Below are 24068 nucleotides of genomic sequence, written 5' to 3'. Positions count from 1 at the left end.
AATTCACTCAAGTGCAAACAAAATTCACGGTAAGCAGAATAGCGTTCTCTTATCCGGCTTTACGAAACGTCAGATTAAAACGGCATTCATCAGGCATCCCTTCTGGTACCGCGCCACTTTTCAACGGCAGAATACCGTGGAAATAGAGCCGCGATTCACCACCCCAGACCACCACATCGCCATGCGTCAGCGGAACACGACGTGCTTTATCACTACGCACCATACCGCCAAACAGGAACGTCGCACTGAGCCCCAGCGAGACAGACACGATGGGCTGGTGAAAATCCCGTTCGTTTTTATCCTGATGCAGAGACATTCTCGTACCAACATCATAGCGATTGATCAGGCAGGCATCCGGTTCAAAATCAACAAAACCGGCTTCGCTCGCCGCCAGCTTCGCCAGTCGGGAAAAGGCCTCCGGCATGGCGGGCCATGCTTCTCCGCTCAGCGGATCGTGTGAGGTGTAGCGATAGCCCTGTTCATCCGTCACCCAGCCAAGTTGTCCACAGTTGCTCATCGCCACCGACATCACAAAGCCGCCCGGCGTGATCATGTTACGCAGCGGCGCACACGCAATGACGGTTTGCAGCGCCGCCAGCAATGCCGCCGCATCGTCGTAGGCGCGACCACGCAGGATGACCGCGCCCGAAGCCAGCGTTTCCGTCCAGCGACGCGGTGCTTCATCGGCAAATAAATCAAAGTTCACGGCGGCGATTCCTCTGGCTGATGCACAATCTGTTTTTTCTCCACTTGCTCTTTCTCCAGCAGAGCACGTTTACGCTCAACGCCCCAGCGATAACCTGACAGCGCCCCATCATGCCGCACCACGCGATGACAAGGAATCGCAACCGCCAGCCGGTTCGCCGCACAGGCACCCGCGACAGCGCGCACGGCAGCGGGCGATCCGATTCGCTCAGCAACCTCACGATAGCTCAACGTTTCTCCTACCGGAATGGCCCGCAGTGCCTGCCAGACACGCTGCTGGAATGCCGTACCGCGAATATCGAGCGGCAGCGTCAGGCCGATGGATGGATCGTCGACAAACCCGACGACCTGCGCCATCCGTTGTTCAAACGTTGCATCACCGCCAACTAAATGCGCGTGAGCAAACATCTCCTGAAGTGTATTGAGCAGAGGCTCAGGATCGTCTCCCAGCAGGATCGCACAGATCCCTTTCTCGCTTTCCGCCACCAGCACGTCGCCAAGTGAGCAGCGGCCAATCGCAAAGTGGATCGTCATCCCCTTTCCTCTGTTCTGAAACGCCGTCGGCGTCATTCCTAAATGCGTACCGGCTTCGGCATAAAAGCGCCCGCTGGCGTCATAGCCCGCAGCGACAATCGCTGCGGTCACCTCGCCGTTGTCTGCCAGATGTTCACGTAACTGCCGGTGACGATAGGCGCTGGCATACTGTTTTGGCGTCAGACCCGTTGTGGTTTTGAACACGCGATGAAAATGGAAAGCGCTTATCCCTACAGCTTGAGCCAGCACCGCTAGCGTCGGCGGACGATCCGACTGCTCTATCATCCGGCACGCGCGGGCAATCTGCTGCGCCTGCTGTTCCTGCCGCGAAAGCATCCCCTGACGACATCGTTTACACGGGCGGAAGCCCGCCGCCTGCGCCTCATCAGCCGTCGCGAAGAACACTACATTTTCACGCTGAGGCTGGCGTGATGCACAGGATGGCGCACAGTAGATACTCGTCGTCTTCACCGCATAGATAAAACAACCGTCAGCCGCCTTATTGCGTGTTACTACCGCCTGCCAGCGCGAGTCGTCATCCTGAAACGGTGTATCGTTAAGCATCGTGTCGTTACGCATTTATGCACCTCATTTCAATTCAGTATTACTGCTAATCTTACTATTACTGAAAGTCACGTCATGAGCTAACGCTAAACCGAAGTCACCCTGCGCACACGTTCAATTCTTGCTTTTTCATTCGGATGTTCTTTTTCATACGAATAGCCCTTCCCAGATGGCGTGTCGCGCGGCAATCACCTATGCTCGTTTCCTGTCCTTTGCGTTCGCATCACGGAAGCCGTTTATGCCATCCCACCCATCGTCGGATTTGACGCAGCACGCCAAAGCACATCTCAGTGCGATTAATACACGCTGGGCAAGCGTGATCGAGCAGGTCGGTGACTGTCGTCATCAAACTGCACCACACCGGGAACCCTATGAGGCGCTGATGCGTGCGGTTGCCTATCAGCAACTGACGACGCGTGCCGGAGATGCGATGGTCGCGAAGCTCTTGCGGGTACATGATGATGTCTTTCCCAGCCCGCAACAAATGCTGGCCTGTTCCACCGACACGCTGCGGCAGTGCGGCTTTTCCGCCCGCAAAGCGGATACGCTACATGGCATCGCACAGGGTGCAGTAAGTGGGCTGGTACCGAGCCTCGAACAGGCCGCAGAGAGGGATGATGGCACGCTCATTCAGCAGCTCACCTCGATAAAGGGGATCGGGCGCTGGACGGTAGAAATGTTTTTGATTTATTCGCTGGAACGCACCGACATCATGCCGCTCGACGATTTGGGCATTCGTCAGGGATTGCGCTACATCTACGATTTATCGGATATGCCGAAGCCGCGCGAGTTACAGGTGCTCAGCCTGCCCTGTCAGCCTTACCGCACCGTGGCGTCATGGTATTTATGGCGATCGCTTGAGCTACCGGCGTATCAAAGCTTCAAACTGACACACCGGTAAAGGGCGGGACTAGCGCAGGCGGGAGCCAGCCGATACGTGTTGGACATGATTGCGACGATTCACAATGCGTTCACGTAACGTGTCGTAAGCCCAGTTATACAGCACGGTATACGGCAGGAAGAACAAGAAGAAACCGATCTCCACCATCAGCGCCTGCCACAGCGTGACGTTCAGCATCCATGCCGCCAGCGGCAAACCAATCAAGATAAAACCGCCTTCAAACCCCAAGGCGTGAGCGACGCGGATCGGCAGCCGACGCTTAACGCGTTCCGCAGGCCATAAGCGATCGAATATCGAGTTGTAGATCATATTCCAGATCATCGCGACGCTGGACAACATAATGGCCAGTGCGCCCATATCGAAAAGGGATTTATTCAGCAGCCAGGCACCCGCAGGCGCACAGATCATCAACGCAATCAGCTCAAAGCCCACGGCATGGCACAGGCGTTCACGTAAGGTTTTGCTAGTCTTGTTCTGCATACCACATTCACTTTTATTTATTGCAAGTTACTGGTCAGTTTTTGCCATGACCATGGATGGCATCGTATTACGGCCTTATTTTCATCGCATAAGCTGGTAGAGTACAGTTAGATTCCATCGATAAAAACGATATACTCGTCATACTTCAAGTTGCATGTGCGTTGGCTTTCCTCGCTCACCCCAGTCACTTACTGATGTAAGCTCCTGGGGATTCACTGCGTCGCCGCCTTCCTGAAACTCGAATTATTTAGGGTATAGATAAAGATGCGTTATTCACCAGAATCATTGCTGGCTTTTATCACCACCGTTGATGCAGGTTCGTTTTCCGCCGCCGCCCGGCGCTTGCATAAAAGCCAGTCCACCATCAGCGCCGCCATTGCCAATCTGGAAGCCGATCTGGGGCTGACGCTGTTTGATCGAGCCGGCCATCAACCGGTACTGACGCTGGCAGGCAGAAAAGTACTTTCTCACGTACAGGCGATCTTGTCCGCCAGCGAAGAGCTGGATGAGCTGGCGATCCGTCTGGCAGACCATATCGAACCCCGCCTGACGTTTGTACTGTCCGATATCTGGCAAGCCACCCATTACGAACCCGTGATTCAGCGTTTCGCACACAACTTTCCCGATATTGAATTTGAATGTCTGGTTGCGGAAGGCGACGACGTCATCGACCTGCTGCAAATGGACCGCGCGCATGTCGGGCTATTACGTGCTCAGACAGATTACCCGCCCGATATTGCCGCTGCGCGTTTGCAGGTTAAGACTGAAATGGCAGTCTTCGTGTCGGTTGCTCACCCGCTCGCGACTGAAAAAACCGTAACACGTAGCCAATTGGCGACAGTCCGCCAGCTCTATCTCAATACCTATAAACGTAGCGACCGGCTGCAACCGGAAGGGATCGTCTGGTCTGCGCCGTCCTACCTTATGCTCTTAGAGATGGCACAGCAGGGGCACGGCTGGAGCAGCCTACCGCGCTGGCTGGTGGCGCAATACGACAGACAGAAGCTGGTGGAGCTGCCTGTGTCAGGCTGGCCGCAGTGGATTGACGTAGATGTTGTCTGGTCTAAACCCCATCCGCCCGGCCCAGCAGGACTGTGGATGATCGACAATCTCCTTGCTCAACAAGAGAGTACGCCGCCATAACGCTGGCAAAATCATACGGGCCACAGCCGGTGGCTTTTATGATGAGCTCGCTTTTCATAAAGAGATAAAAAGCCGATAACAATTCCTTTATATCGTTAACGAATAACATTAACGATAAAATGGTTATTATTTTTAATTTCACCGTTTACTTTACTTAATTAAGCCAATTAAAAGAGGATAATGTGCACGTTATACCGTGCACATTATCCTGTACCGCGCGGCGGCTTCTCTCGCCTGCCGCAGGGAAAAATAATGCACATCATCATTATTATTGTGATGTACCAAAGTAGTACTTCCCGACAAAAAACCATACTATTATAGGGATTACTACTTTTGTATTCGAGACATCCCTGTGGTGCTGCGGTAATACGCCTTACCTTAATAATAAGACGTTAAATCCTATAAAGGTCGGAATTTACTAATTAATGCAATTGCAAGTGAGAAAAAAATGTCGAATAAACCCTTCTATTACCAAGATCCTTTTCCACTCAGTAAAGATGACACCGAATATCGCCTGCTGAGCAGCGACTTTGTCTCTGTCGCGCAATTTGAAGGTCAGGACATCCTGAAAGTCGAGCCAGCGGCGTTGACCCTTCTGGCCCAGCAAGCCTTCCACGATGCTTCTTTCATGCTCCGCCCCGCTCATCAGCAGCAAGTTGCCGATATTCTCCATGACCCAGAAGCCAGCGAAAACGATAAATACGTTGCTCTGCAATTCCTGCGCAACTCAGAAATTTCCGCCAAGGGCATTCTGCCGACCTGTCAGGATACCGGTACCGCGATTATCGTGGGTAAAAAAGGCCAGAACGTGTGGACCGGCGGTAACGATGCCGAAGCGCTGTCTCAGGGTGTGTACAACACGTTCATTGAAGACAACTTGCGTTACTCGCAGAACGCTGCGCTGGATATGTACCAAGAGGTCAACACTGGCACCAACCTGCCTGCGCAGATTGATCTCTACAGTACCGAGGGCGAAGATTATAAATTCCTGTTCGTCACCAAAGGCGGCGGTTCTGCTAACAAGACCTACTTGTATCAGGAAACCAAAGCGCTGCTGACGCCGGGTAAACTGAAGAGCTTCCTGATCGAGAAAATGCGTTCATTGGGCACGGCGGCCTGCCCGCCATACCACATCGCGTTTGCTATTGGCGGTACCTCGGCAGAAACCACGCTGAAAACCGTTAAATTGGCTTCGACCAAGTACTATGACGAACTGCCGACCGAAGGCAACGAGCACGGTCAGGCGTTCCGCGATGTCGCACTGGAGCAGGAGATTCTGGAAGCGGCACGCGATCTGGGTCTGGGGGCGCAGTTCGGCGGTAAATATTTCGCGCACGATGTGCGGATTATCCGCTTGCCGCGCCACGGCGCATCTTGTCCGGTCGGGATGGGCGTATCCTGTTCCGCTGACCGTAACATCAAAGGCAAGATCAACCGCAAGGGCGTCTGGCTGGAGCAGTTAGAGCAGAATCCGGGCAAATATATCCCTGAGCATCTGCGTGAAACAGGCGAAGGCGATGCGGTTAAAATCGACCTGAACCGCCCAATGACCGAGATCCTGAAGACGCTGTCGCAGTATCCGGTGTCCACCCGCCTTTCCCTGACTGGCACTATCATCGTGGGTCGTGATATTGCTCACGCCAAGCTGAAAGAGCGTCTGGATAACGGTGAAGGTCTGCCGCAATACATTAAAGATCACCCGATCTACTACGCAGGCCCAGCGAAAACACCGGAAGGTTATCCATCGGGTTCATTAGGCCCAACCACCGCTGGCCGCATGGATTCCTATGTCGATTTACTGCAAGCCAACGGCGGCAGCATGGTCATGCTGGCAAAAGGCAACCGTAGCCAACAAGTCACCGACGCATGCCATAAACATGGCGGTTTCTACCTCGGCAGCATCGGCGGCCCGGCAGCGATTCTGGCGCAAAACAGCATCAAGAGCCTGACCTGCATCGAGTACCCAGAACTGGGTATGGAAGCCATCTGGAAAATCGAAGTAGAAGATTTCCCTGCCTTTATTCTGGTCGATGATAAAGGCAACGATTTCTTCCAGGTGATTCAGAGCGCCAAATGCGTGAAATGCGGTTAAAGAAGCTTTTGCGTGATTAGAGGTTAGGGGATATTTCGTGTGCCAACTCCCCCGAGTTTCGGGGAGTGTTCAGACCGTTGACAAACCTATTTGCCGAATGAAAACGGGAGTAACGGAATAGAAGAGTAAAGCGTTTGCGCCAAGGATGGCGCAAGCCGAGCTTACATGGACGTACTTGCAGCGTCTTTACGATCTATCCGTTACCCCCGCTCTGCAAGCTTTGTCAACAACCTCGGCTCCCCGATTTTTGGGCGTTTTTCATTTGATGCCCAACCGCTTCGCCAGACGGTGCAGGTTGCCGCTGTCCATTTCCAATTCTCTCGCGCAGGATGACCAGTTGCCCTCATGGCGCGCCAGCGTTTGTTGGATAATCCGACGCTGATAATCATCCGTTGCCTCTCGCAGGCCGCCGCTGATGAAATACGCGGACGCGGTCTCAATAGCATTCGACGATCCTGCTCTGGAATGAACCGGTTGGGAGGGAAGTTCGAGATTGAAATGCTCAGGGCCTAAAAGTACCTCTCCCGATTCTTGTCCGGCACGCGCCAGCACAGTAGCGCGGTAAATTGCATGCTCCAGTTCGCGCACGTTCCCCGGCCAATCGTACTGTTCCAGTAACGCGCCCGCTTCCGCGGTTAACGCCAGACGTACCAGCCCGAGCTGCGCACGGCTGCGCTCACAGAAGAAACCAGCTAACAGCGCTACATCCTGACTACGCTCACGCAGCGGCGGCACAGACAGCGGGAACACACTCAAACGGTGGAATAAATCGGCACGGAAAGCCCCATCCAGCACCGCCTGCCGCAAATCGCGGTTAGTTGCTGCCAGCACGCGCACGTTTACTTTCAGGCTGCTGTCATCCCCCACGCGCTGTAGGTCGCCATATTGCAATACGCGGAGCAACTTCGCCTGTAGCGTCAGCGACAGCTCGCCAATCTCATCCAGAAACAGCGTACCGTTGTCCGCCATTTCAAACTTGCCGGTTCGATGATGAATCGCACCAGTAAACGCGCCCTTCACATGACCAAACAGCTCGCTCTCTGCTACCGATTCCGGCAGCGCAGCGCAGTTCAGATACACCAGAGGATGATTTGCACGACCGGAACCATGATGAATCGCCTGCGCCACCAGTTCTTTACCGACGCCAGTCTCTCCCATAATCAGCACGTTCAGATCGGAACCCGCGACAATATCGACCTCTTTCTTCAACCGCTGCATCGGTTCTGATAATCCAACCATTTCTTCCACGCTTTCCGCTGCCGGACTTTCGGCACGCACCGGCGCGGGCAGCTGCCGTTCAAGGCGTTCCATCAGCAGCGCATTACTCAGCGCCGCCGCCGCCATCGCCCCCACCAGCCGCAGTTCCTCATCGCTAAAATGATCGAACTGGCACGGATCCATGCCGTCTACGGTCAGCGCACCGATCAGGTTCTGATTGGCAAACAGCGGCAGGCCAACGCAGGCGTGCACCTTAAGATCCTCTTGACTGGGGATCAGGCCGTCATACGGATCGGGAAGCTGACTGTCCGCCGGAAAACGCACGACATCCCCAGCACGGGCAATCGCCTCTAGACGAGGATGATCGGACAGGCGAAAACGTCGCCCCAGCACGTCCGGTGCCAGGCCATCTATCGCCAGCGGGCGGAATAGCTGATTTTCGTAACGCAGCAACGCCGACGCATCACAGCGCAGCAGTTGGCGCAGGCTGTTAATCAATCGCTGAAAACGATCCTGATTCGATAGCCCCATTTGCAGCTCGATAGCGATATGGGCAAGGGCGTTAATAGAAAGCGTCATGGTGTGTCCTAATGACATAACCTGTGTCATTAGGACAATAGTTAATATGTGTCAATTTGACAATCTATATTTATCAAAACCTTATAAATCAACATATTAAAAACTGGCACGCTTCCTGCAATCTTTACAGCATATTTTCTCGCATATGCTTATTGAGGTTTCAGAACATGACTATTCACGTAAAGAACAACATCCACTGGGTTGGACAACGCGATTGGGAAGTCCGTGATTTTCACGGCACAGAATACAAGACGCTGCAAGGTAGCAGCTACAACAGCTACCTGATCCGCGAAGAGAAAACCGTGCTGATCGATACCGTCGATCACAAATTCAGCCGTGAATTTGTGCAGAATCTCATGGCGGAAGTGGATCTGAACACGATTGATTACATCGTGATCAACCATGCCGAAGAGGATCACGCTGGGGCGCTGAGCGAGCTGATGGCGCGTATTCCCAACACCCCGATTTACTGCACCTATAACGCGATCGATTCGATTACCGGCCATCACCATCACCCTGAGTGGAATTTCCACACGGTCAAAACCGGCGACACGTTGGATATCGGGAACGGCAAGCAGTTGATTTTTATTGAAACGCCGATGCTGCACTGGCCGGACAGCATGATGACCTACATGACCGAGGATGCCGTGCTGTTCAGTAACGATGCGTTCGGTCAGCACTACTGCGATGAACACCTGTTTAATGACGATGTGGATCAAACCGAACTGTTCGAGCAGTGCCAGCGCTATTTCGCCAATATTCTGACACCGTTCAGCCGCTTAGTGACGGCCAAAATCCACGAAGTGCTCGGCTTCAACCTGCCGCTGTCGATGGTCGCGACCTCGCACGGCGTGGTGTGGCGCGACGATCCTGCACAAATCATCCACCTGTATCTGAAGTGGGCGGACAGCTATCAGGAAGATCGCATTACGCTGTTTTACGACACCATGTCCAATAACACCCGCATGATGGCCGACGCCATTGCGCAAGGCATCAACGATGTCGATCCCGGTGTCGCGGTGAAAATCTATAATGTCGCCCGCCACGACAAGAACGAAATCCTGACGCAAGTCTTCCGCTCAAAAGGCGTGTTAGTCGGTTCATCCACCATGAATAACGTGATGATGCCAAAAGTCGCTGCCATGTTGGAAGAGATCACCGGACTGCGTTTCCAAAACAAGAAAGCCTCTGCGTTCGGTAGCTACGGCTGGAACGGCGGTGCGGTAGACCGCGTTCAAACCCGCCTGATGGACGCCGGTTTTGAAACCACGCTGGCGTTGAAAACCAAGTGGCGTCCTGACGGTTCAGCGTTGGAAGTTTGCCGCGAGCACGGTCGCGAAATTGCACGTCAGTGGGCGCTGCATCCGCTGGATAATACGCCTGCCCGCCGTGTCATCTCGCCAATGAAACCGGCGGCTACCGCACCGCAAGTTACCACTGCGGCACAGCCGATGAGCGCTTCTGCTGAGAGCGCCTGCGGATGCAACGAAGTCGCTGCTACACAGTCAGCGGTACAGTCAGAAAGCGGCTGTATGCAGTGCACCGTCTGCCAGTGGATCTACGATCCGGCACTCGGCGAACCCATGCAGGATGTCACACCTGGCACCATGTGGTCGGACGTACCCGACAGCTTCCTTTGCCCAGAATGCGGGCTGGGTAAAGACGTTTTCAATCCAATTCGCTAAGGAGAGGATGATGAAAGATATCGTTATTATTGGCGCAGGCTTTGCAGCCCGTCAGCTTATCCGGCAGCTACGTAAGCTGGATGCTCACTGCCCTATCCGCCTCATCACCGCCGACAGCGGTGATGAGTACAACAAGCCGGGTTTAAGCCATGTGATGAGCCTGCAGCAGCACGCCGACGATCTAACCAAAATGCAGGCAACCGCGTTTGCTGAAGAAAACTGTATTGCGCTACTGGCAAACACCCGCGTTACCGCCATTGACCGCAACGCGCAAGAGGTCGTCTGCGGAACGGATCGTTACGATTACCACAAGCTGGTGTTCGCAACCGGGGCCAGCGCAATAGTGCCGCCAATTCCGGGGCGCGAACACATGCTGACGCTCAATAGTCAGCAGGAATACCGCACCCACGAAGCTCGGCTCTGGCAGGCCGAACGCGTGCTGGTGCTCGGTGCCGGACTCATCGGCACCGAACTGGCGATGGATCTGAGCCGCGCCGGAAAACGCGTCACGCTGGTTGACTGCGCCAGCAGCATTCTGCCTGCGTTGATGCCGCCTGAAGTCAGCGCACGCCTGCAATTCACGCTGACGCAGCAGGGCGTTTCACTGTTGCTAAACACGACTGTGCAGCAACTGGAGAAAACCGAAACGGGCGTGCAGGCTAGGTTTACTGATGGGCGCACGGTGGAAGTAGACGAAATCATCTCCGCTGTCGGTTTGCAGGCCAACATGCAACTGGCGAAAGCGGCAGGTTTGTCGGTGCAGAAAGGCATTCAGACCAATGCGCAATTACAGACCCCCGATCCGCAGATTTATGCGTTGGGCGACTGCGCGGAAATTGGCGGTAAGCTCTTACCTTTCCTGCAACCGATTCAACTCAGTGCCATCACGCTGGCGAAAAACCTGCTGGGTGCCAGTGAGGCGCTGACCCTGCCGCCGATGCTGGTTAAAATCAAAACGCCGCTGTTTCCCTTACAGATGGCAGGCGATACCACCGGCAGCGATTTGCACTGGCAGCAGGAATGGAACGAACAGGGTATGGTGGCCAAAGCGTTAGATAGTCAGCAAAGGCTGCGTGCCTTTGTGGTCGGCGGCGAGCGGATGAAAGAGGCATTTCCGCTGCTACGACAGCTTTCAGCTACCATCTGATGCAGCAAAATAAATAATGCATTTAAAATACATATTTCTGGTAAGCCCGCGTGCGGATTAATAGAATACGGCTATACCCTAAATAATTCGAGTTTCAGGACAAAACGTTAGCGTTTTGAACAACGCAAAGCGTTGGCCCGCTAGGGCAAGGCTTATTTGTAAGCCTTGTAACGCGGCAAGAGAGGGTCAAATTCGTCGGGAACGAATTTGACCAGCCAACGGCTGGCCTCCGGTGAGAGACAGGATGTCTCTCATTTCATCCCGATGAGCTTACTAAGGTAAGTGATTCGGGTGAGTGAACGCAGCCAACGCACATGCAACGTGAAGTATGACGGGTATATAGATTGTAGAATTTACAGACCGAGGTAACGATGCAAGATCTCATTTGTTATAAGAAGATGCCACAGTGGAACAGCCAGACGCTGCCTGCCGCGTTCCAGGAAAAGCACAACACACAAGAAGGCACTTGGGCAAAACTGACCGTGTTGAAAGGGGAAATGACCTTTTCCATGCTGACCGAAGACGGTGATACGTTGGAGACGTTTCACTTCTCCGAGCAGAACCAGCCACCGTTTGTGGAGCCACAGGCGTGGCATCGCATCGTCTCGTTCTCTGACGATCTGGAATGTCAGCTTAGCTTTTTCTGTTCGGCGGAAGATTTCTACCATAAAAAATACGGTCTGACGCAAACCCATTCCGAAGTGATCAACGCAGTACAGCACATTAAGCCGGGCAAAACGCTGGATTTAGGCTGCGGTGGCGGGCGCAACTCGCTGTATCTGAACCTGCGCGGGTTTGACGTAACTGCCTGTGACAAGCACGAGCAAAGCATTGATTCGCTGAATAACATCATCCAGAGCGAAGCACTGGAAAACATCCGGGCGGGCGTTTACAACATCAATCTGGCAGAAATCAAAGAGCAGTACGATTTCATCCTGTCGACCGTTGTGCTGATGTTCCTGGAACGTGACCGTATTCCGCACATCATCAGCAATATGCAAGACAGCACCGTTGACGGTGGCTATAACCTGATTATCGCGGCGATGTCGACGGAAGATTGTCCGTGTCCGATGCCCTTCTCGTTTACCTTTAAAGAAGACGAGCTGAAGAACTATTACGCCGATTGGGAGATCCTCAAATATAACGAGGATATGGGCGAACTACACAAGACAGATGCACAGGGTAATCGCATCAAGCTGCGTTTCGCTACGCTGCTGGCAAGAAAGCCCTAAGCACGAGTGAGTTGTTGCTGTATTTGTCATAAAACGAAAGGGCCGATTAATCGGCCCTTTTTGTATGCATCGTATCCGCGTGAATCAGCTGGCTTTGCGCTCTGCCGCAATGCGGTAAGCGACCAGATCTTCAATCGTCAGCACCAGCATATCGTGCTGTTTGGCAAACGCGATCACTTCCGGCGCATGCGCCATTGAGCCATCATCGTTCGTCAGTTCACACAGTACGCCAGATGGCTTCAGGCCCGCCAACGTCATCAGGTCAACCGTTGCCTCAGTGTGACCACCGCGTGTTAATACGCCACCCGGCTGGGCGCGCAACGGGAATACGTGGCCAGGGTGATTCAGATCGCTCGGCCTAGCGTTATCCGCAATCGCAGCACGAATGGTAGTCAAGCGGTCAGCGGCAGAAACGCCTGTCGTCACGCCTTCGGCGGCTTCGATAGTTACGGTGAACGCCGTTTGGTAATGGCTGGAGTTTTTCTCCACCATCATAGGCAGTTCCAGTTGCTGGCGACGCTCTTCCGTCAGGCACAGGCACACAATGCCACTGCCGTGACGAATCGTCAGCGCCATTTGTTCAACGGTCATGCTTTCAGCGGAAAAGATCATGTCACCTTCGTTTTCACGATCTTCATCATCCAGTACCAGTACGCCGCGGCCATGACGCAATGCATCAAGTGCGCGTTCTACGCGTTCGGTAGGATTGCCAAATTCAGAAAGTAATGTCTGATTCATGGTAAAAAACCTCAATGTTATTATGGATTACCAGAATCAGGGCGAGCTTGAGGAGTAACCACTACTACAGATTGCATAGCAATAGCTAACAAAAATAACGCGAGCGGGCATGCAGCCCGACAGATACCGTTACTCTCTCCCATCCGGACTTTAACCGTCGGCCCCGGAATTACACCGGGTCTGCTGACCTCATGTTGCGAAAACCGACGATTAATATCGGAAAACACAGCCTGAGCGCTCGCGGGCTTCCAGTGCGCAGAACCTTATTCGTTCATACGTTCACTGGTTTACCGCCGGTGGGGAATTACACCCCGCCCTGAGAATAAGCGGGTTTACTATAACGCTAATACCTCGATAGGGCAATTGATCCACCGCAGGAAATAGGGCAAAACGTATGCTGAATTACAGTAAAATTATGCTGAATATGTGCAAAGCAGATGTCGGATTTCGTTTATAGGCATTACACTTACTCTTGCTATACCCCAAATAATTCGAGTTGCAGGAAGGCGGCAAGGGAAGGAATCCCGATGAGCTTACTCAGGTAAGTGATTCGGGTGAGTGAGCGCAGCCAACGCACATGCAGCTTGAAGTATTACGGGTATATAATATTTACTTAAATAACCTAATCAGGAAAGCGACATGATTGACCCAAAGAAGATTGAGCAAATCGCCCGTCAAGTGCATGAATCCATGCCAAAAGGTATCCGGGAATTGGGTGATGATGTGGAGAAAAAGATCCGTCAGGTCTTGCAAGCACAGCTGACACGACTGGATTTGGTAAATCGTGAAGAGTTCGATATTCAGACGCAGGTTCTACTCCGCACGCGCGAGAAGATTGCGCGCCTGGAACAGCGCCTGACCGAGCTAGAAGCGAAATTGTCTGCGGAAGAAAAGCCAGCCGTAGTGCAGGAAGTCGCGCCGGAAAACGACTAATCATCATCGCGATGCAACGCCCTGCTCAGGGCGTTGCTCGATTATCTACACCGTAACAGCAGCGATCGTCCGATCAGTGGGAAACCAGTTCAACCGACTTGCGCGGTAGGAACAACCATAGCACCGCCAGCATGACTAACGCGTACAGCGATTTCCAGCCTATCATCAGCAACAGCGCACAACAGAGTACTCCGCCAATTGCCGCCATCACTCTGGCGCGCCCTTTCAGCAAACGCCATCCTGCCAGCATACACAGCAGATAAATCAGCACAAAAATGCCATTAGCGTACACAATCAGCATATCCAGCGGCAGCCTGAGCCAGTAGATCAACAGGCAGCACACCAGACAACAGGCAACAACAATCGACAACGCATTAACCGGCGCCTGCCCTGCGGACAGCTTAGCCAGCGCACTGCCTTTCGGTGCCTGCGACCAGACTAAACGGGCAAAACCCTGCGTATAGATATTCACGCTGGCAAAGCAGGCCAGATACCCAACAAAGCAGGCAATCCACAAAGCGTGCTGACCAAACAGTTGCACGACAATACCTGGCAGCGATGCCGTTGCGGCAATCCCTTCTCCGTAAGCCTTAAAATGCAACACCGCTACCGTGCATCCCCAATAAACCGCGCCAGCAACCAGCATGCCGATGAGTAAAGCCCGTGGAAAATCCCGCTCTGGTACCCGAAATTCCGTCGCCATGTGAGCAAACGCTTCAAGGCCAACGAAGCACCAAAACATCACAGCCAGCGCGCCGAAGGTGTTAGGCCATGACAGTTCACTCACCGACGGCCAGGGAATATGCGCGGGCGTGATGTCACCTTGCCACCAGATTGCAGCAACCAGCCCCACAACCAACATCGCAATAACGATCTGAATGTTAGCGCTGGACCCAGCACTGCGCAGGCCAAGCAGCCAGATACCGCCCAGCGTCAGTAACTGTACGCAGAGCAGCCCCAGATCGCTCCAGCCAAATGCCGCCTGCCAAAACCCCGAGGCAATCTGCAAGGCAGCAGGCAGACCAAGGGGAATAACGGAAAGGAATAGCCAGCCGGTCACACGCGCCATGCGCGGCCCAAAGGCGAGATTAACAAAGTGAGCGGCACCGCCCGCATTAGGAAAATGTTGCCCCAGCGCAGCAAAGCCAATTGCGATAGGAAAAACAAACAGGATCAATATCGGCCACGCCCACAGGCTGTCTTGCTGTGCCAGCTGTGCGACCAGCGCAGGAACCGCAAACACCCCAGTCCCCAGTAGCGAAGTAGAAAGCAGCCCTACGCCTTGAATCAGGCCAAGCTCTTGTTTTAACCCTTTGGCTTCACTCACAACGTTTCACCTTTTCCTGCCTTTCTACATCAATGTCGGATCGAAGAATCACGGTCGGATGGAAGAATAAAAAAAGCCTCCACTAACGGAGGCTTCTCTCACCCACTGCATTCACAAATTTTATGCTATCAGGCGTTGGCTTTCAGCACATCGCGAATGCGGGCTTTGTAGGATTCAACCTTCTGCGGCGTCATCATACGACGCTCATCATCCTGCACCACACCGCCAACATCGTCAGCGATACGCTGCGCAGACTGTAACATCAGTTTAAAGTTTTGTCCGGCGTCACCATAAGACGGCACCATCATGAAAATAGACACGCCGGGCGTCGAGAATTCGGACATCGTATCCACATTGAACGAGCCAGGTTTAACCATATTCGCCAAGCTAAACAACACCGGCCCAGCGCCAGCTGGGTTTACATGACGATGGAAAATATTCATTTCACCAAACTGGAAACCGGCCTGAAGCAGGCTTTGTAACAGCAGTTCACCGCCGATGACACCGCCTTGATGCGCCACCACATGCAGCACCAAAACGGTTTCTTTTGCCGCGGCAGGCTCAGCAGGTTGCTGAGGCGCAGGCTGAACTTTCTCATGCAGCGAATGCGAGACAGGCTGCTGTTGCGCAGATGACGGCGCATCATACGCAAACGGTTCACGCGGAGCGTCAATATCCGATTCAGGAATAAAGGTTTGTCTGGGGTCGACAACCTGCGGATTGGCATCACCACGCACCTGAGAACGCGGAGAATCTACTGGCGTCGCTTCGTCCAGTAAAGGATCGTAAGCAGACACGGGAGACATGTGCTCGAACGGCGATTTCGCTTCTGAGCGAACATCTTCGCGCGCACTACCGTAGTTATCAAATGAAGAGCTATCAACTGAAGCGCTATCAAATGAAGGCTCACTCTGCTGCGGGCGAGCCCCCTTAACGCGAACTTCGCCAACGCCTTCATCCAGATCGTCAAGCGGCGTTTCATCACGCGCTTTCTTTGCACGTTTAACCGGGCGGTCACGAAAAAGGGACGAACGCTCTTTACGGCTGGTCCACAAGCCGTGAAGTAAAAGCGCTATTATAGCGATCGCGCCAACAACGATTAATATCAGACGCAAGTCCTGCATCATTGCTATCCCAATTGTTCCGACAATACATTGCCAATATGACAAATACTTATACTACTAACTCTATTTGCCTGAGTACACAAGTGCAAGCCTGCACGGTACTTTAATGACAATAAAGATAGGTACAACGCACTTTTTTGCTGCTTTTTCATCCAAATATGGGCTAGTCAGCATAAGATCATCCCGATATGATGCCTTAACAAACAAATGACTGAGTATATCGGCACCATGTCTTCAGAAAAATCATCGTTTCCAGAAAAACCACCGTCTTTCGAAAAACCGTCTCACAGCAACACCGCAGACCACACTCGCAGCGGCGTACACTATTTTTTTGCCGGATGGCGCTTGATCTCTCTGCCGGGCATCCGGCGTTTCGTTATTCTTCCTTTACTCATGAATATCGTGCTGATGGGCGGCGCTTTTTGGTGGCTTTTCACCCAATTGAATGATTGGATTCCTCAGATCATGAGCCACATTCCAAGCTGGCTTCAATGGCTCAGCTACCTCATTTGGCCACTCGCCGTCCTCTCCATCTTACTGGTATTCAGCTACCTATTCAGTACTATCGCCAATTTTATTGCCGCACCGTTTAACGGCTTACTGGCGGAGCAGTTGGAAGCAAAACTAACCGGCCAAACGCTGCCGGACAGCGGCATACTGAGTATTGCCAAAGACGTCCCACGCATCATGAAACGTGAGGTCCAAAAACTGGCGTACTACCTGCCGCGCGCCATTGTGCTATTGCTTCTCTATTTTATTCCCGGCATCGGGCAGACTGTCGCTCCGGTTTTATGGTTCCTGTTCAGCGCGTGGATGCTGGCGATTCAGTACTGCGATTATCCTTTTGATAACCACAAAGTAGGCTTTTCTACGATGCGGCAGGCATTACGCCGCCATAAAGTCGCCAATATGCAGTTTGGCGCATTGGTCAGCTTGTTTACGCTGGTGCCTTTTTTGAATCTGGTCATCATGCCCGTTGCGGTATGCGGCGCAACGCAGCTGTGGGTGGATCGTTATCGGAATCTATCCGCAACGCTGCCGAAAAAATCACCATAAAAAGACAATGTGCACTGGCTCATAAAGGCCAGTGCTTTCTATTGTAATGAAAAGATATTTCTTAAGAACATAACGATATAGCAATTCTTTACTTCACTGAAAAGTGTGAACGGGTATTCTCTCTACGTTCACAAAAATTTCATACAGTTATAAGGACAGGCTATGAGCAAGATCTACGAAGACAATTCTTTCACAATCGGCCATACGCCGCTGGTTCGCCTGAACCGTATCGGCAACGGACGCATTCTGGCTAAAGTGGAATCCCGCAACCCCAGCTTCAGCGTAAAATGCCGTATCGGCTCCAACCTGATTTGGGATGCAGAAAAGCGTGGCGTTCTCAAACCGGGCATCGAACTGGTTGAACCTACCAGCGGAAACACAGGAATCGCCCTGGCCTACGTCGCGGCGGCTCGCGGCTACAAGCTCACTCTCACCATGCCGGAAACCATGAGTATTGAGCGTCGTAAGCTACTGAAAGCGCTGGGTGCTAATCTGGTGCTGACCGAAGGCGCCAAAGGCATGAAAGGGGCTATCGCCAAAGCAGAAGAGATTGTCGCTAGCGATCCGAGCCGTTATTTGCTGTTGCAGCAGTTCAGCAACCCAGCTAACCCAGAGATTCACGAAAAGACCACCGGCCCTGAAATCTGGGAAGATACTGACGGTGAGGTTGATGTCTTTATCTCTGGCGTCGGTACAGGCGGTACGCTGACTGGCGTGAGCCGCTACCTCAAGAACACCAAAGGCAAGGCCATCATCAGCGTGGCGGTTGAACCTACTGATTCACCGGTGATCTCTCAAGCGCTCGCGGGCGAAGAGCTGAAACCCGGTCCGCACAAGATTCAGGGCATCGGCGCAGGTTTCATTCCTGGAAACCTGGATCTGGAACTGATTGACCGCGTAGAAAAAGTGACGAACGAAGAAGCGATCAGCACCGCACGCCGTTTGATGGAAGAAGAAGGCATTCTGGCTGGTATCTCTTCCGGCGCAGCTGTTGCCGCAGCACTGAATTTACTCAAAGAGAAAGAGTTCGACGGTAAAACTATCGTCGTTATTCTGCCCTCTTCCGGCGAGCGCTACCTCAGTACCGCACTCTTTGCCGACCTGTTCACCGAGCAGGAACTGCAACAATAGCCCCAGGTCATCCTCGGACAATAAGTGACCAATGTGTTAAAAAAGCACCTATTTAGGTGCTTTTTTGTGGCACAGTTCAAACTTTCCACCACATACGGATTGCTTTTCTGCATCAGGTTTAGTATTTAACCGAACAATTATTTTGATGCGTGAAATTAATATCCGACAAATACCATGCCTCATCACATTGTTTTTGTCCTGCGCACGACGGTTTGTTCTCTGCGCACGATAGACCACATCGCCGTTTTGCGACTGAGGTTAAGATAATGGGTGGCGGAATCTGCGGTGTTTGATGGTATTTTATTCAGGAAATACGTTTGACGGTTTTCTTGTCGCATCGTGGCCTGCCCCTGTAACATAAATCAGGAGCTAACCAAACAGGCTAAAGTTCAGTGAATCAACTAAACTTTAGTTCCACAACATTAATCTAATCCATAAGTTGGGGAAAAAAGCATGTTCCAGCAAGAAGTGACTATCACCGCACCGAATGGCCTGCACACTCGTCCCGCTGCTCAGTTCGTCAAAGAAGCCAAAGGCTTCACTTCAGACATCACCGTGACGTCCAACGGCAAGAGCGCTAGCGCCAAAAGTCTGTTCAAATTACAAACACTCGGCTTAACACAAGGAACTGTGGTTACTATCGCTGCGGAAGGCGAAGACGAACAAAAGGCGGTTGAACACCTGGTCAAGCTGATGGCTGAGCTCGAATAACCGACGAGTTTTTTAGTGAACACCAGAATCGAGTAAGGTAGGGTTATGATTTCAGGCATATTAGTATCACCGGGTATTGCTTTTGGTAAGGCACTGTTACTGAAAGAAGATGAAATTCTCATCAACCGGAAAAAAATCTCTGCGGATCAGGTGGAGCAGGAAATTGAACGTTTTCTGACTGGCCGTTCCAAAGCATCCGCACAGTTGGAAGCTATCAAGAAGAAAGCGGGCGAGACGCTGGGCGCAGAGAAAGAAGCCATCTTCGAAGGGCACATCATGCTGCTTGAAGATGAAGAGTTCGAGCAGGAAATCATAGCCCTGATTAAAGATGAACATGCTTCCGCCGACGCCGCCGCGTTTTCTGTCATCGAAAATCAGGCCAAAGCACTGGAAGAGCTTGATGATGAATATCTGAAAGAACGCGCTGCGGACATGCGTGATATTGGGAAGCGTTTGCTACGAAACATTCTCAATATGACCATCGTCGATCTGGGCGATATTCAGGATGAAGTCATTCTGGTTGCAACGGACCTGACGCCGTCAGAAACCGCGCAGCTGAATCTGGACAAAGTGCTGGGCTTCATTACCGATATCGGTGGCCGCACGTCTCACACCTCCATTATGGCCCGTTCTCTGGAACTGCCTGCGATCGTCGGCACGACCGATGTGACCCGTCAGGTCAAAAACGGCGACTATCTGATTCTGGATGCAGTAAACAACAAGATCTACCAGAATCCGACTGCGGATAAAATTGAAGAATTAAAAGCCGTTCAGCAGCAATACCACGCTGAAAAGTATGAGCTGGCCAAGCTGAAAGATCTGCCGGCCATCACGCTGGACGGTCATCAGGTTGAAGTCTGTGCCAACATCGGTACCGTGCGCGATGTCGCGGGTGCTGAGCGTAACGGCGCAGAAGGTGTTGGCCTGTATCGTACCGAATTCCTATTCATGGATCGTGACTCACTGCCGACCGAAGAAGAGCAGTTCCAGGCATATAAGGCCGTTGCTGAAGCCGTTGGCGCTCAGGCAGTTATCGTCCGCACCATGGATATCGGCGGTGACAAAGACCTGCCTTACATGGATCTGCCGAAGGAAGAGAACCCGTTCCTTGGCTGGCGTGCAATCCGTATCTGTCTGGATCGTAAAGAGATCCTGCACGCTCAGCTGCGTGCTATTCTGCGCGCGTCCAACTTTGGCAAACTGCGTATCATGTTCCCAATGATCATCTCCGTGGAAGAAGTACGTGAGCTGAAAGCCGAACTTGAGATGCTGAAAGCGCAGTTGAGAGAAGAAGGTAAAGTCTTCGACGAAAGCATTGAAGTCGGCGTTATGGTTGAAACACCTGCCGCCGCCGTCATCGCGCCACATTTAGCCAAAGAAGTCGACTTCTTTAGTATTGGGACAAATGACTTAACCCAGTATACTCTGGCAGTTGATCGCGGTAATGAGCTGATTTCTCATCTCTATAATCCGATGTCCCCAGCCGTCCTTACCCTGATTAAACAGGTCATCGACGCGTCTCACGCCGAAGGCAAGTGGACAGGGATGTGCGGTGAGCTCGCCGGTGACGAACGTGCTACACTACTGTTATTGGGAATGGGTCTGGACGAATTCAGCATGAGTGCGATCTCTATCCCGAGCATCAAGAAAATCATCCGTAATGCAAATTACGAAGATGCGAAGGCGCTGGCGGAGCAAGCATTAGCTCAACCGACAGCACAAGAGTTAAGCAATCTGGTGAGCCGCTTTATTAAAGAAAAAACGCTCTGCTGATTCTGCTTTACCTAATAGATTTCAAGGTGGTAATCAGCACCCCCGACAGGCGATACATTCGCAGTCGGGGTAGCGAAGAAAGCCAATGCCACACCGACTTGAAAGATTAGGGTATACGCTGGCCCAATATTAATGCTTAGGAGAGAATCATGGGTTTGTTCGATAAATTGAAATCTCTGGTTTCTGACGATAAAAAAGACACTGGCAGCATCGAAATCATTGCCCCGCTGTCTGGTGAAATCGTCAATATTGAAGATGTTCCTGATGTCGTATTTGCAGAGAAAATCGTCGGCGACGGCATTGCCATCAAACCAACTGGCAACAAGATGGTCGCACCGGTAGACGGCACCATCGGTAAAATCTTTGAAACCAACCATGCGTTTTCCATCGAGTCTGACAGCGGCATTGAGCTGTTTGTGCACTTTGGTATCGATACCGTTGAACTGAAAGGCGAAGGCTTCAAGCGCATCGCCGAAGAAGGTCAACGCGTGAAGAAAGGCGATGTCGTTATCGAGTTTGACCTGGCTCTGCTAGAAGAAAAAGCGAAGTCTACCCTGACACCAGTGGTTATTTCCAACATGGATGAAATCAAGGAATTGACCAAACTGAGTGGTACGGTTGTTGTCGGTGAAACACCGGTTATCCGTATCAAAAAGTAAGCCGCCATTCTACGCATGGTTTACTACGTTTGCACGAAACGGCACCCGGATGGTGCCGTTTTCGTTTCAGGCTTTCCAGCGCGGCACGCACAGACGAATCACTAACCCACACGGCTCACCGTTATCCGCCTCAATATGCCCACCGTGTGCCAGCACTACTTTGCGAGCAATCGCCAACCCTAATCCATAGCCCTTGCCGGACAATGGTGAATCAACACGAATGAAAGGATCGAAGATACTGGAGAGCTTACTTTTCTCCACGCCTGGCCCCTGATCGGCAACCTGAATCGTCCACTCCTGCTCATTGCCAATTAACGACACCGCAACCTGCTGTGCGGGTGCAGAAAAACGTAGCGCGTTGCGCATCACATTATCGACAGCCCTGCGCATCAGCTCCGCGTTGCCTTTGATCGTGTAATCGTCGTCTTCATCCGCCACGAGCAGGATTTCAACGCCAGTGACCTGCGCTTCATAACGCGTATCGTTTACCACTGCCGTCACCAGCCCCAATAAATCAAAATAGGCCTCCTCAACACCGGAATTCTCCGTGCGCGATAGCGTCAGCAGTTCGCCAATCATCTTATCCATCAGCAAAGCTTCACGTTCGATACGCTGCAAAGAGTTTTCTAGATTGTCCGGGTTCTGCCTCACCAGCCCGATGGCAAGCTGCAAACGCGCCAGTGGGGATCGCAGCTCATGCGAAACATCATGAAGCAGCTGTTCACGCGCGCTAGCCAAGCTATCCAACCGTTCGACCATGGAATCGAAATCACGCGCCACATCGCTGATTTCATCGTGACGTTTACGCATTACCGGCAGCAGGCGCACATTCAGATCGCCCTGCGCCACCTGATCAAAACCAGCGCGGATCTGGTTCAACGGGCGTGCCAGACTCCATGCCAGCACCGAGCTGAACAGCAAGCCACCAAACCCCGCAATGATCACAAACGGCGCAGGCACATTGAGAAATTCGACGGGACGAGGAGGACGAAATTCGCTGCGTAGCAATTCGGCGTCATAGCGTATCTGATACCACTTTCCCGCTGGGCCACTAACCTGCTTGATCACGTAAGTGGCACGCTGCGCACCACGTTTGTCCGGCGTAAAAGCGTCGTCGAGCAAAGCATTTTGCGGGGAGGAAACTAATTCCTGTTCCGACAGCGGCAGAGGCGATTCCGTGATGGAAATGTATTGCTGTTCTTTTTCCGGTAGCAGCGACATCACATCGTTGAGTTCGCCCAGACCGCCATGTTGCAACGCTGCGGCCACCATCTCTGCTTGCATCGTCGCAATGCGTGAAACCACGATTTCTTCCAACGGCTTATGGCGATCGCCGCCCAAGGAAAAAGCCAGCCATAGCAACTGAGATATGACGAGAAACGTCAGCCAGAACCCCAGCAATATCTTCCAGAAAAGTCTTCCACGAATCATCATCAGCGAATCCGATATCCTACGCTGCGCACCGTTTCAATCGTCATCGTGTTGCCCGCCAATGCCCCGAGCTTCTGACGAATATTGCTGATGTGTACGTCCACGCTGCGGTCATAGGCCTCACGGCGACGCCCCAGACATTTTTCGGACAGCTCATCTTTTGACACAACCCGCTCAGGGGAACGGAGCAGCAACTCCAGTAAATTAAACTCAGACGCCGTTAGATCAAACGGCTTCCCACGCCATTCACTGATGCGCGTTGCGGGGTTCAATACCAGATCGCCACTGGCAGCCACACTTTCGTCTCGCTTTGTACTCGGCTGATCGTCATAGCGACGTAGCACCGCACGCAGCCTCGCTACCAGTTCACGCGGGTAGCAAGGTTTAGGCATATAGTCATCCGCCCCCATTTCCAGACCGATGACTCTGTCGATATTGTCACCTCTCGCCGTCAGCATAATGATGGGCAACTGCTGGGTTTTTCTGATCTGGCGCAGCACATCAATCCCACTCATATCCGGCAACATGACATCCAAGATCATCGCGGTGTAGTCACCTGATATCGCGCCATTGACGCCTTCTCTACCCGTTAGCACCCGAGATGTCGAAAACCCTTCCGCATTCAGGTACTCACAGAGCATATCGCCTAGCTCTACGTCGTCATCGACCAGTAAAATATTCATATCCTGTCCTCATTAATCGGGCATACCCGTCATACTTCACGTTGCGGGAAAGCCATTCGCGCACAATTTGAAGTATGGCGGGTATATATAATGTATTCTCAGGCCTGACGTGAATATTCGCAGCCAGATTTACTTAATCCTTACCATTTCTTTCAGCAAAGATTACCGATACCTTTACGGACTCGGGGTAAATTACTCATCTGCGTTATTTACTTCCGTTAA

21 protein-coding genes and 1 riboswitch are annotated in these 24068 nt (G+C 52.4%); of the genes, 12 read left to right on the top strand and 9 right to left on the bottom strand.

The genetic code is table 11. The features are described from left to right. Positions 1–49: 49 nt before the first annotated feature. Together alkB and ada are read right to left on the bottom strand one after the other, a co-directional pair. Entirely contained in the window at positions 50–706 is a 657-nt protein-coding gene (alkB, locus tag GZ59_RS04080) for a DNA oxidative demethylase AlkB (RefSeq protein ID WP_039290340.1), read from the bottom strand. After that, positions 703–1818, bottom strand: coding sequence for a bifunctional DNA-binding transcriptional regulator/O6-methylguanine-DNA methyltransferase Ada (gene ada / locus GZ59_RS04075; RefSeq protein ID WP_039290337.1), 1116 nt, complete (start codon positions 1816–1818; stop codon positions 703–705). The genes alkB and ada overlap by 4 nt, the downstream gene beginning before the upstream one ends. A 223-nt stretch (positions 1819–2041) precedes the next feature. On the opposite strand from ada, the gene GZ59_RS04070 reads away from it, so the two are divergent. Beyond that, positions 2042–2704, top strand: coding sequence for a DNA-3-methyladenine glycosylase family protein (locus tag GZ59_RS04070; protein ID WP_039290333.1), 663 nt, complete (start codon positions 2042–2044; stop codon positions 2702–2704). 9 nt (positions 2705–2713) lie between these two features. On the opposite strand, the gene GZ59_RS04065 is transcribed toward GZ59_RS04070, so the two are convergent. After that, positions 2714–3184, bottom strand: a complete 471-nt coding sequence (locus GZ59_RS04065) for a multidrug/biocide efflux PACE transporter (protein WP_039290329.1) — start codon at positions 3182–3184, stop codon at positions 2714–2716. 264 nt (positions 3185–3448) lie between these two features. Here GZ59_RS04065 and GZ59_RS04060 point away from each other — a divergent pair, with 264 nt between their 5' ends. Then, positions 3449–4327 (top strand): LysR family transcriptional regulator, encoded by an 879-nt coding sequence (locus tag GZ59_RS04060; RefSeq protein ID WP_011092507.1) that lies wholly within the window; start codon positions 3449–3451, stop codon positions 4325–4327. 448 nt (positions 4328–4775) lie between these two features. Beyond that, positions 4776–6419 (top strand): class I fumarate hydratase FumA, encoded by a 1644-nt coding sequence (gene fumA / locus GZ59_RS04055; RefSeq protein WP_039290325.1) that lies wholly within the window; start codon positions 4776–4778, stop codon positions 6417–6419. A 258-nt stretch (positions 6420–6677) separates the two neighbouring features. On the opposite strand, the gene norR is transcribed toward fumA, so the two are convergent. Further along, positions 6678–8216: a nitric oxide reductase transcriptional regulator NorR gene (gene norR, locus GZ59_RS04050; RefSeq protein WP_039290323.1), complete on the bottom strand. Its 1539-nt coding sequence runs from the start codon at positions 8214–8216 to the stop codon at positions 6678–6680. A gap of 167 nt (positions 8217–8383) precedes the next feature. Between norR and norV the strand changes: the two genes are divergently transcribed. The 3 genes from norV (at position 8384) to tehB (ending at position 12280) form a co-directional block, all read left to right on the top strand. Next, positions 8384–9901: an anaerobic nitric oxide reductase flavorubredoxin gene (norV, locus tag GZ59_RS04045; protein ID WP_039290319.1), complete on the top strand. Its 1518-nt coding sequence runs from the start codon at positions 8384–8386 to the stop codon at positions 9899–9901. 10 nt (positions 9902–9911) lie between these two features. Beyond that, positions 9912–11048, top strand: a complete 1137-nt coding sequence (gene norW, locus GZ59_RS04040; RefSeq protein WP_039290317.1) for an NADH:flavorubredoxin reductase NorW — start codon at positions 9912–9914, stop codon at positions 11046–11048. Between the two features lie 371 nt (positions 11049–11419). Continuing rightward, entirely contained in the window at positions 11420–12280 is an 861-nt protein-coding gene (tehB, locus tag GZ59_RS04035) for an SAM-dependent methyltransferase TehB (RefSeq protein WP_039290314.1), read from the top strand. An 84-nt stretch (positions 12281–12364) separates the two neighbouring features. On the opposite strand, the gene ribB is transcribed toward tehB, so the two are convergent. Next, positions 12365–13018 (bottom strand): 3,4-dihydroxy-2-butanone-4-phosphate synthase, encoded by a 654-nt coding sequence (gene ribB, locus GZ59_RS04030; RefSeq protein WP_039290310.1) that lies wholly within the window; start codon positions 13016–13018, stop codon positions 12365–12367. Between the two features lie 127 nt (positions 13019–13145). Then, positions 13146–13346, bottom strand: a riboswitch (FMN riboswitch). Positions 13347–13657: 311 nt separating this feature from the next. Between ribB and ubiK the strand changes: the two genes are divergently transcribed. Continuing rightward, complete coding sequence (ubiK, locus tag GZ59_RS04025; RefSeq protein WP_039290308.1) at positions 13658–13951, top strand: ubiquinone biosynthesis accessory factor UbiK; 294 nt, start codon at positions 13658–13660, stop codon at positions 13949–13951. Positions 13952–14024: 73 nt separating this feature from the next. Here ubiK and yjeH read toward each other — a convergent pair whose 3' ends face one another. Next, entirely contained in the window at positions 14025–15278 is a 1254-nt protein-coding gene (gene yjeH / locus GZ59_RS04020) for an L-methionine/branched-chain amino acid transporter (protein WP_039290307.1), read from the bottom strand. 128 nt (positions 15279–15406) lie between these two features. Further along, positions 15407–16405, bottom strand: coding sequence for a cell division protein ZipA (gene zipA, locus GZ59_RS04015; RefSeq protein WP_181023444.1), 999 nt, complete (start codon positions 16403–16405; stop codon positions 15407–15409). A 225-nt stretch (positions 16406–16630) separates the two neighbouring features. On the opposite strand from zipA, the gene cysZ reads away from it, so the two are divergent. From cysZ to crr, 5 genes are all read left to right on the top strand, one after another. Then, entirely contained in the window at positions 16631–17458 is an 828-nt protein-coding gene (cysZ, locus tag GZ59_RS04010; protein ID WP_011092497.1) for a sulfate transporter CysZ, read from the top strand. Between the two features lie 162 nt (positions 17459–17620). Then, a complete protein-coding gene (cysK, locus tag GZ59_RS04005) occupies positions 17621–18589 on the top strand; it encodes a cysteine synthase A (protein WP_011092496.1) in 969 nt (322 codons plus the stop codon). A gap of 453 nt (positions 18590–19042) precedes the next feature. Continuing rightward, complete coding sequence (gene ptsH / locus GZ59_RS04000) at positions 19043–19300, top strand: phosphocarrier protein Hpr (RefSeq protein WP_002441228.1); 258 nt, start codon at positions 19043–19045, stop codon at positions 19298–19300. A 45-nt stretch (positions 19301–19345) separates the two neighbouring features. Continuing rightward, positions 19346–21073: a phosphoenolpyruvate-protein phosphotransferase PtsI gene (ptsI, locus tag GZ59_RS03995; RefSeq protein ID WP_039290298.1), complete on the top strand. Its 1728-nt coding sequence runs from the start codon at positions 19346–19348 to the stop codon at positions 21071–21073. 149 nt (positions 21074–21222) lie between these two features. Further along, positions 21223–21732: a PTS glucose transporter subunit IIA gene (gene crr, locus GZ59_RS03990; protein WP_011092494.1), complete on the top strand. Its 510-nt coding sequence runs from the start codon at positions 21223–21225 to the stop codon at positions 21730–21732. Positions 21733–21798: 66 nt separating this feature from the next. Here crr and GZ59_RS03985 read toward each other — a convergent pair whose 3' ends face one another. Together GZ59_RS03985 and GZ59_RS03980 are read right to left on the bottom strand one after the other, a co-directional pair. Further along, positions 21799–23166, bottom strand: a complete 1368-nt coding sequence (locus GZ59_RS03985) for an ATP-binding protein (protein ID WP_039290295.1) — start codon at positions 23164–23166, stop codon at positions 21799–21801. Next, complete coding sequence (locus tag GZ59_RS03980) at positions 23166–23846, bottom strand: response regulator transcription factor (RefSeq protein WP_039290292.1); 681 nt, start codon at positions 23844–23846, stop codon at positions 23166–23168. Before GZ59_RS03980 ends, GZ59_RS03985 begins: the two co-directional genes overlap by 1 nt. Between the last annotated feature and the right edge of the window lie 222 nt (positions 23847–24068).

It is taken from the genome of Pectobacterium atrosepticum, from assembly GCF_000740965.1.
Lineage (GTDB): Bacteria > Pseudomonadota > Gammaproteobacteria > Enterobacterales > Enterobacteriaceae > Pectobacterium > Pectobacterium atrosepticum.
Note: the sequence above shows the minus strand (reverse complement) of the source record. Positions and strands in the feature narration are given on the sequence as shown.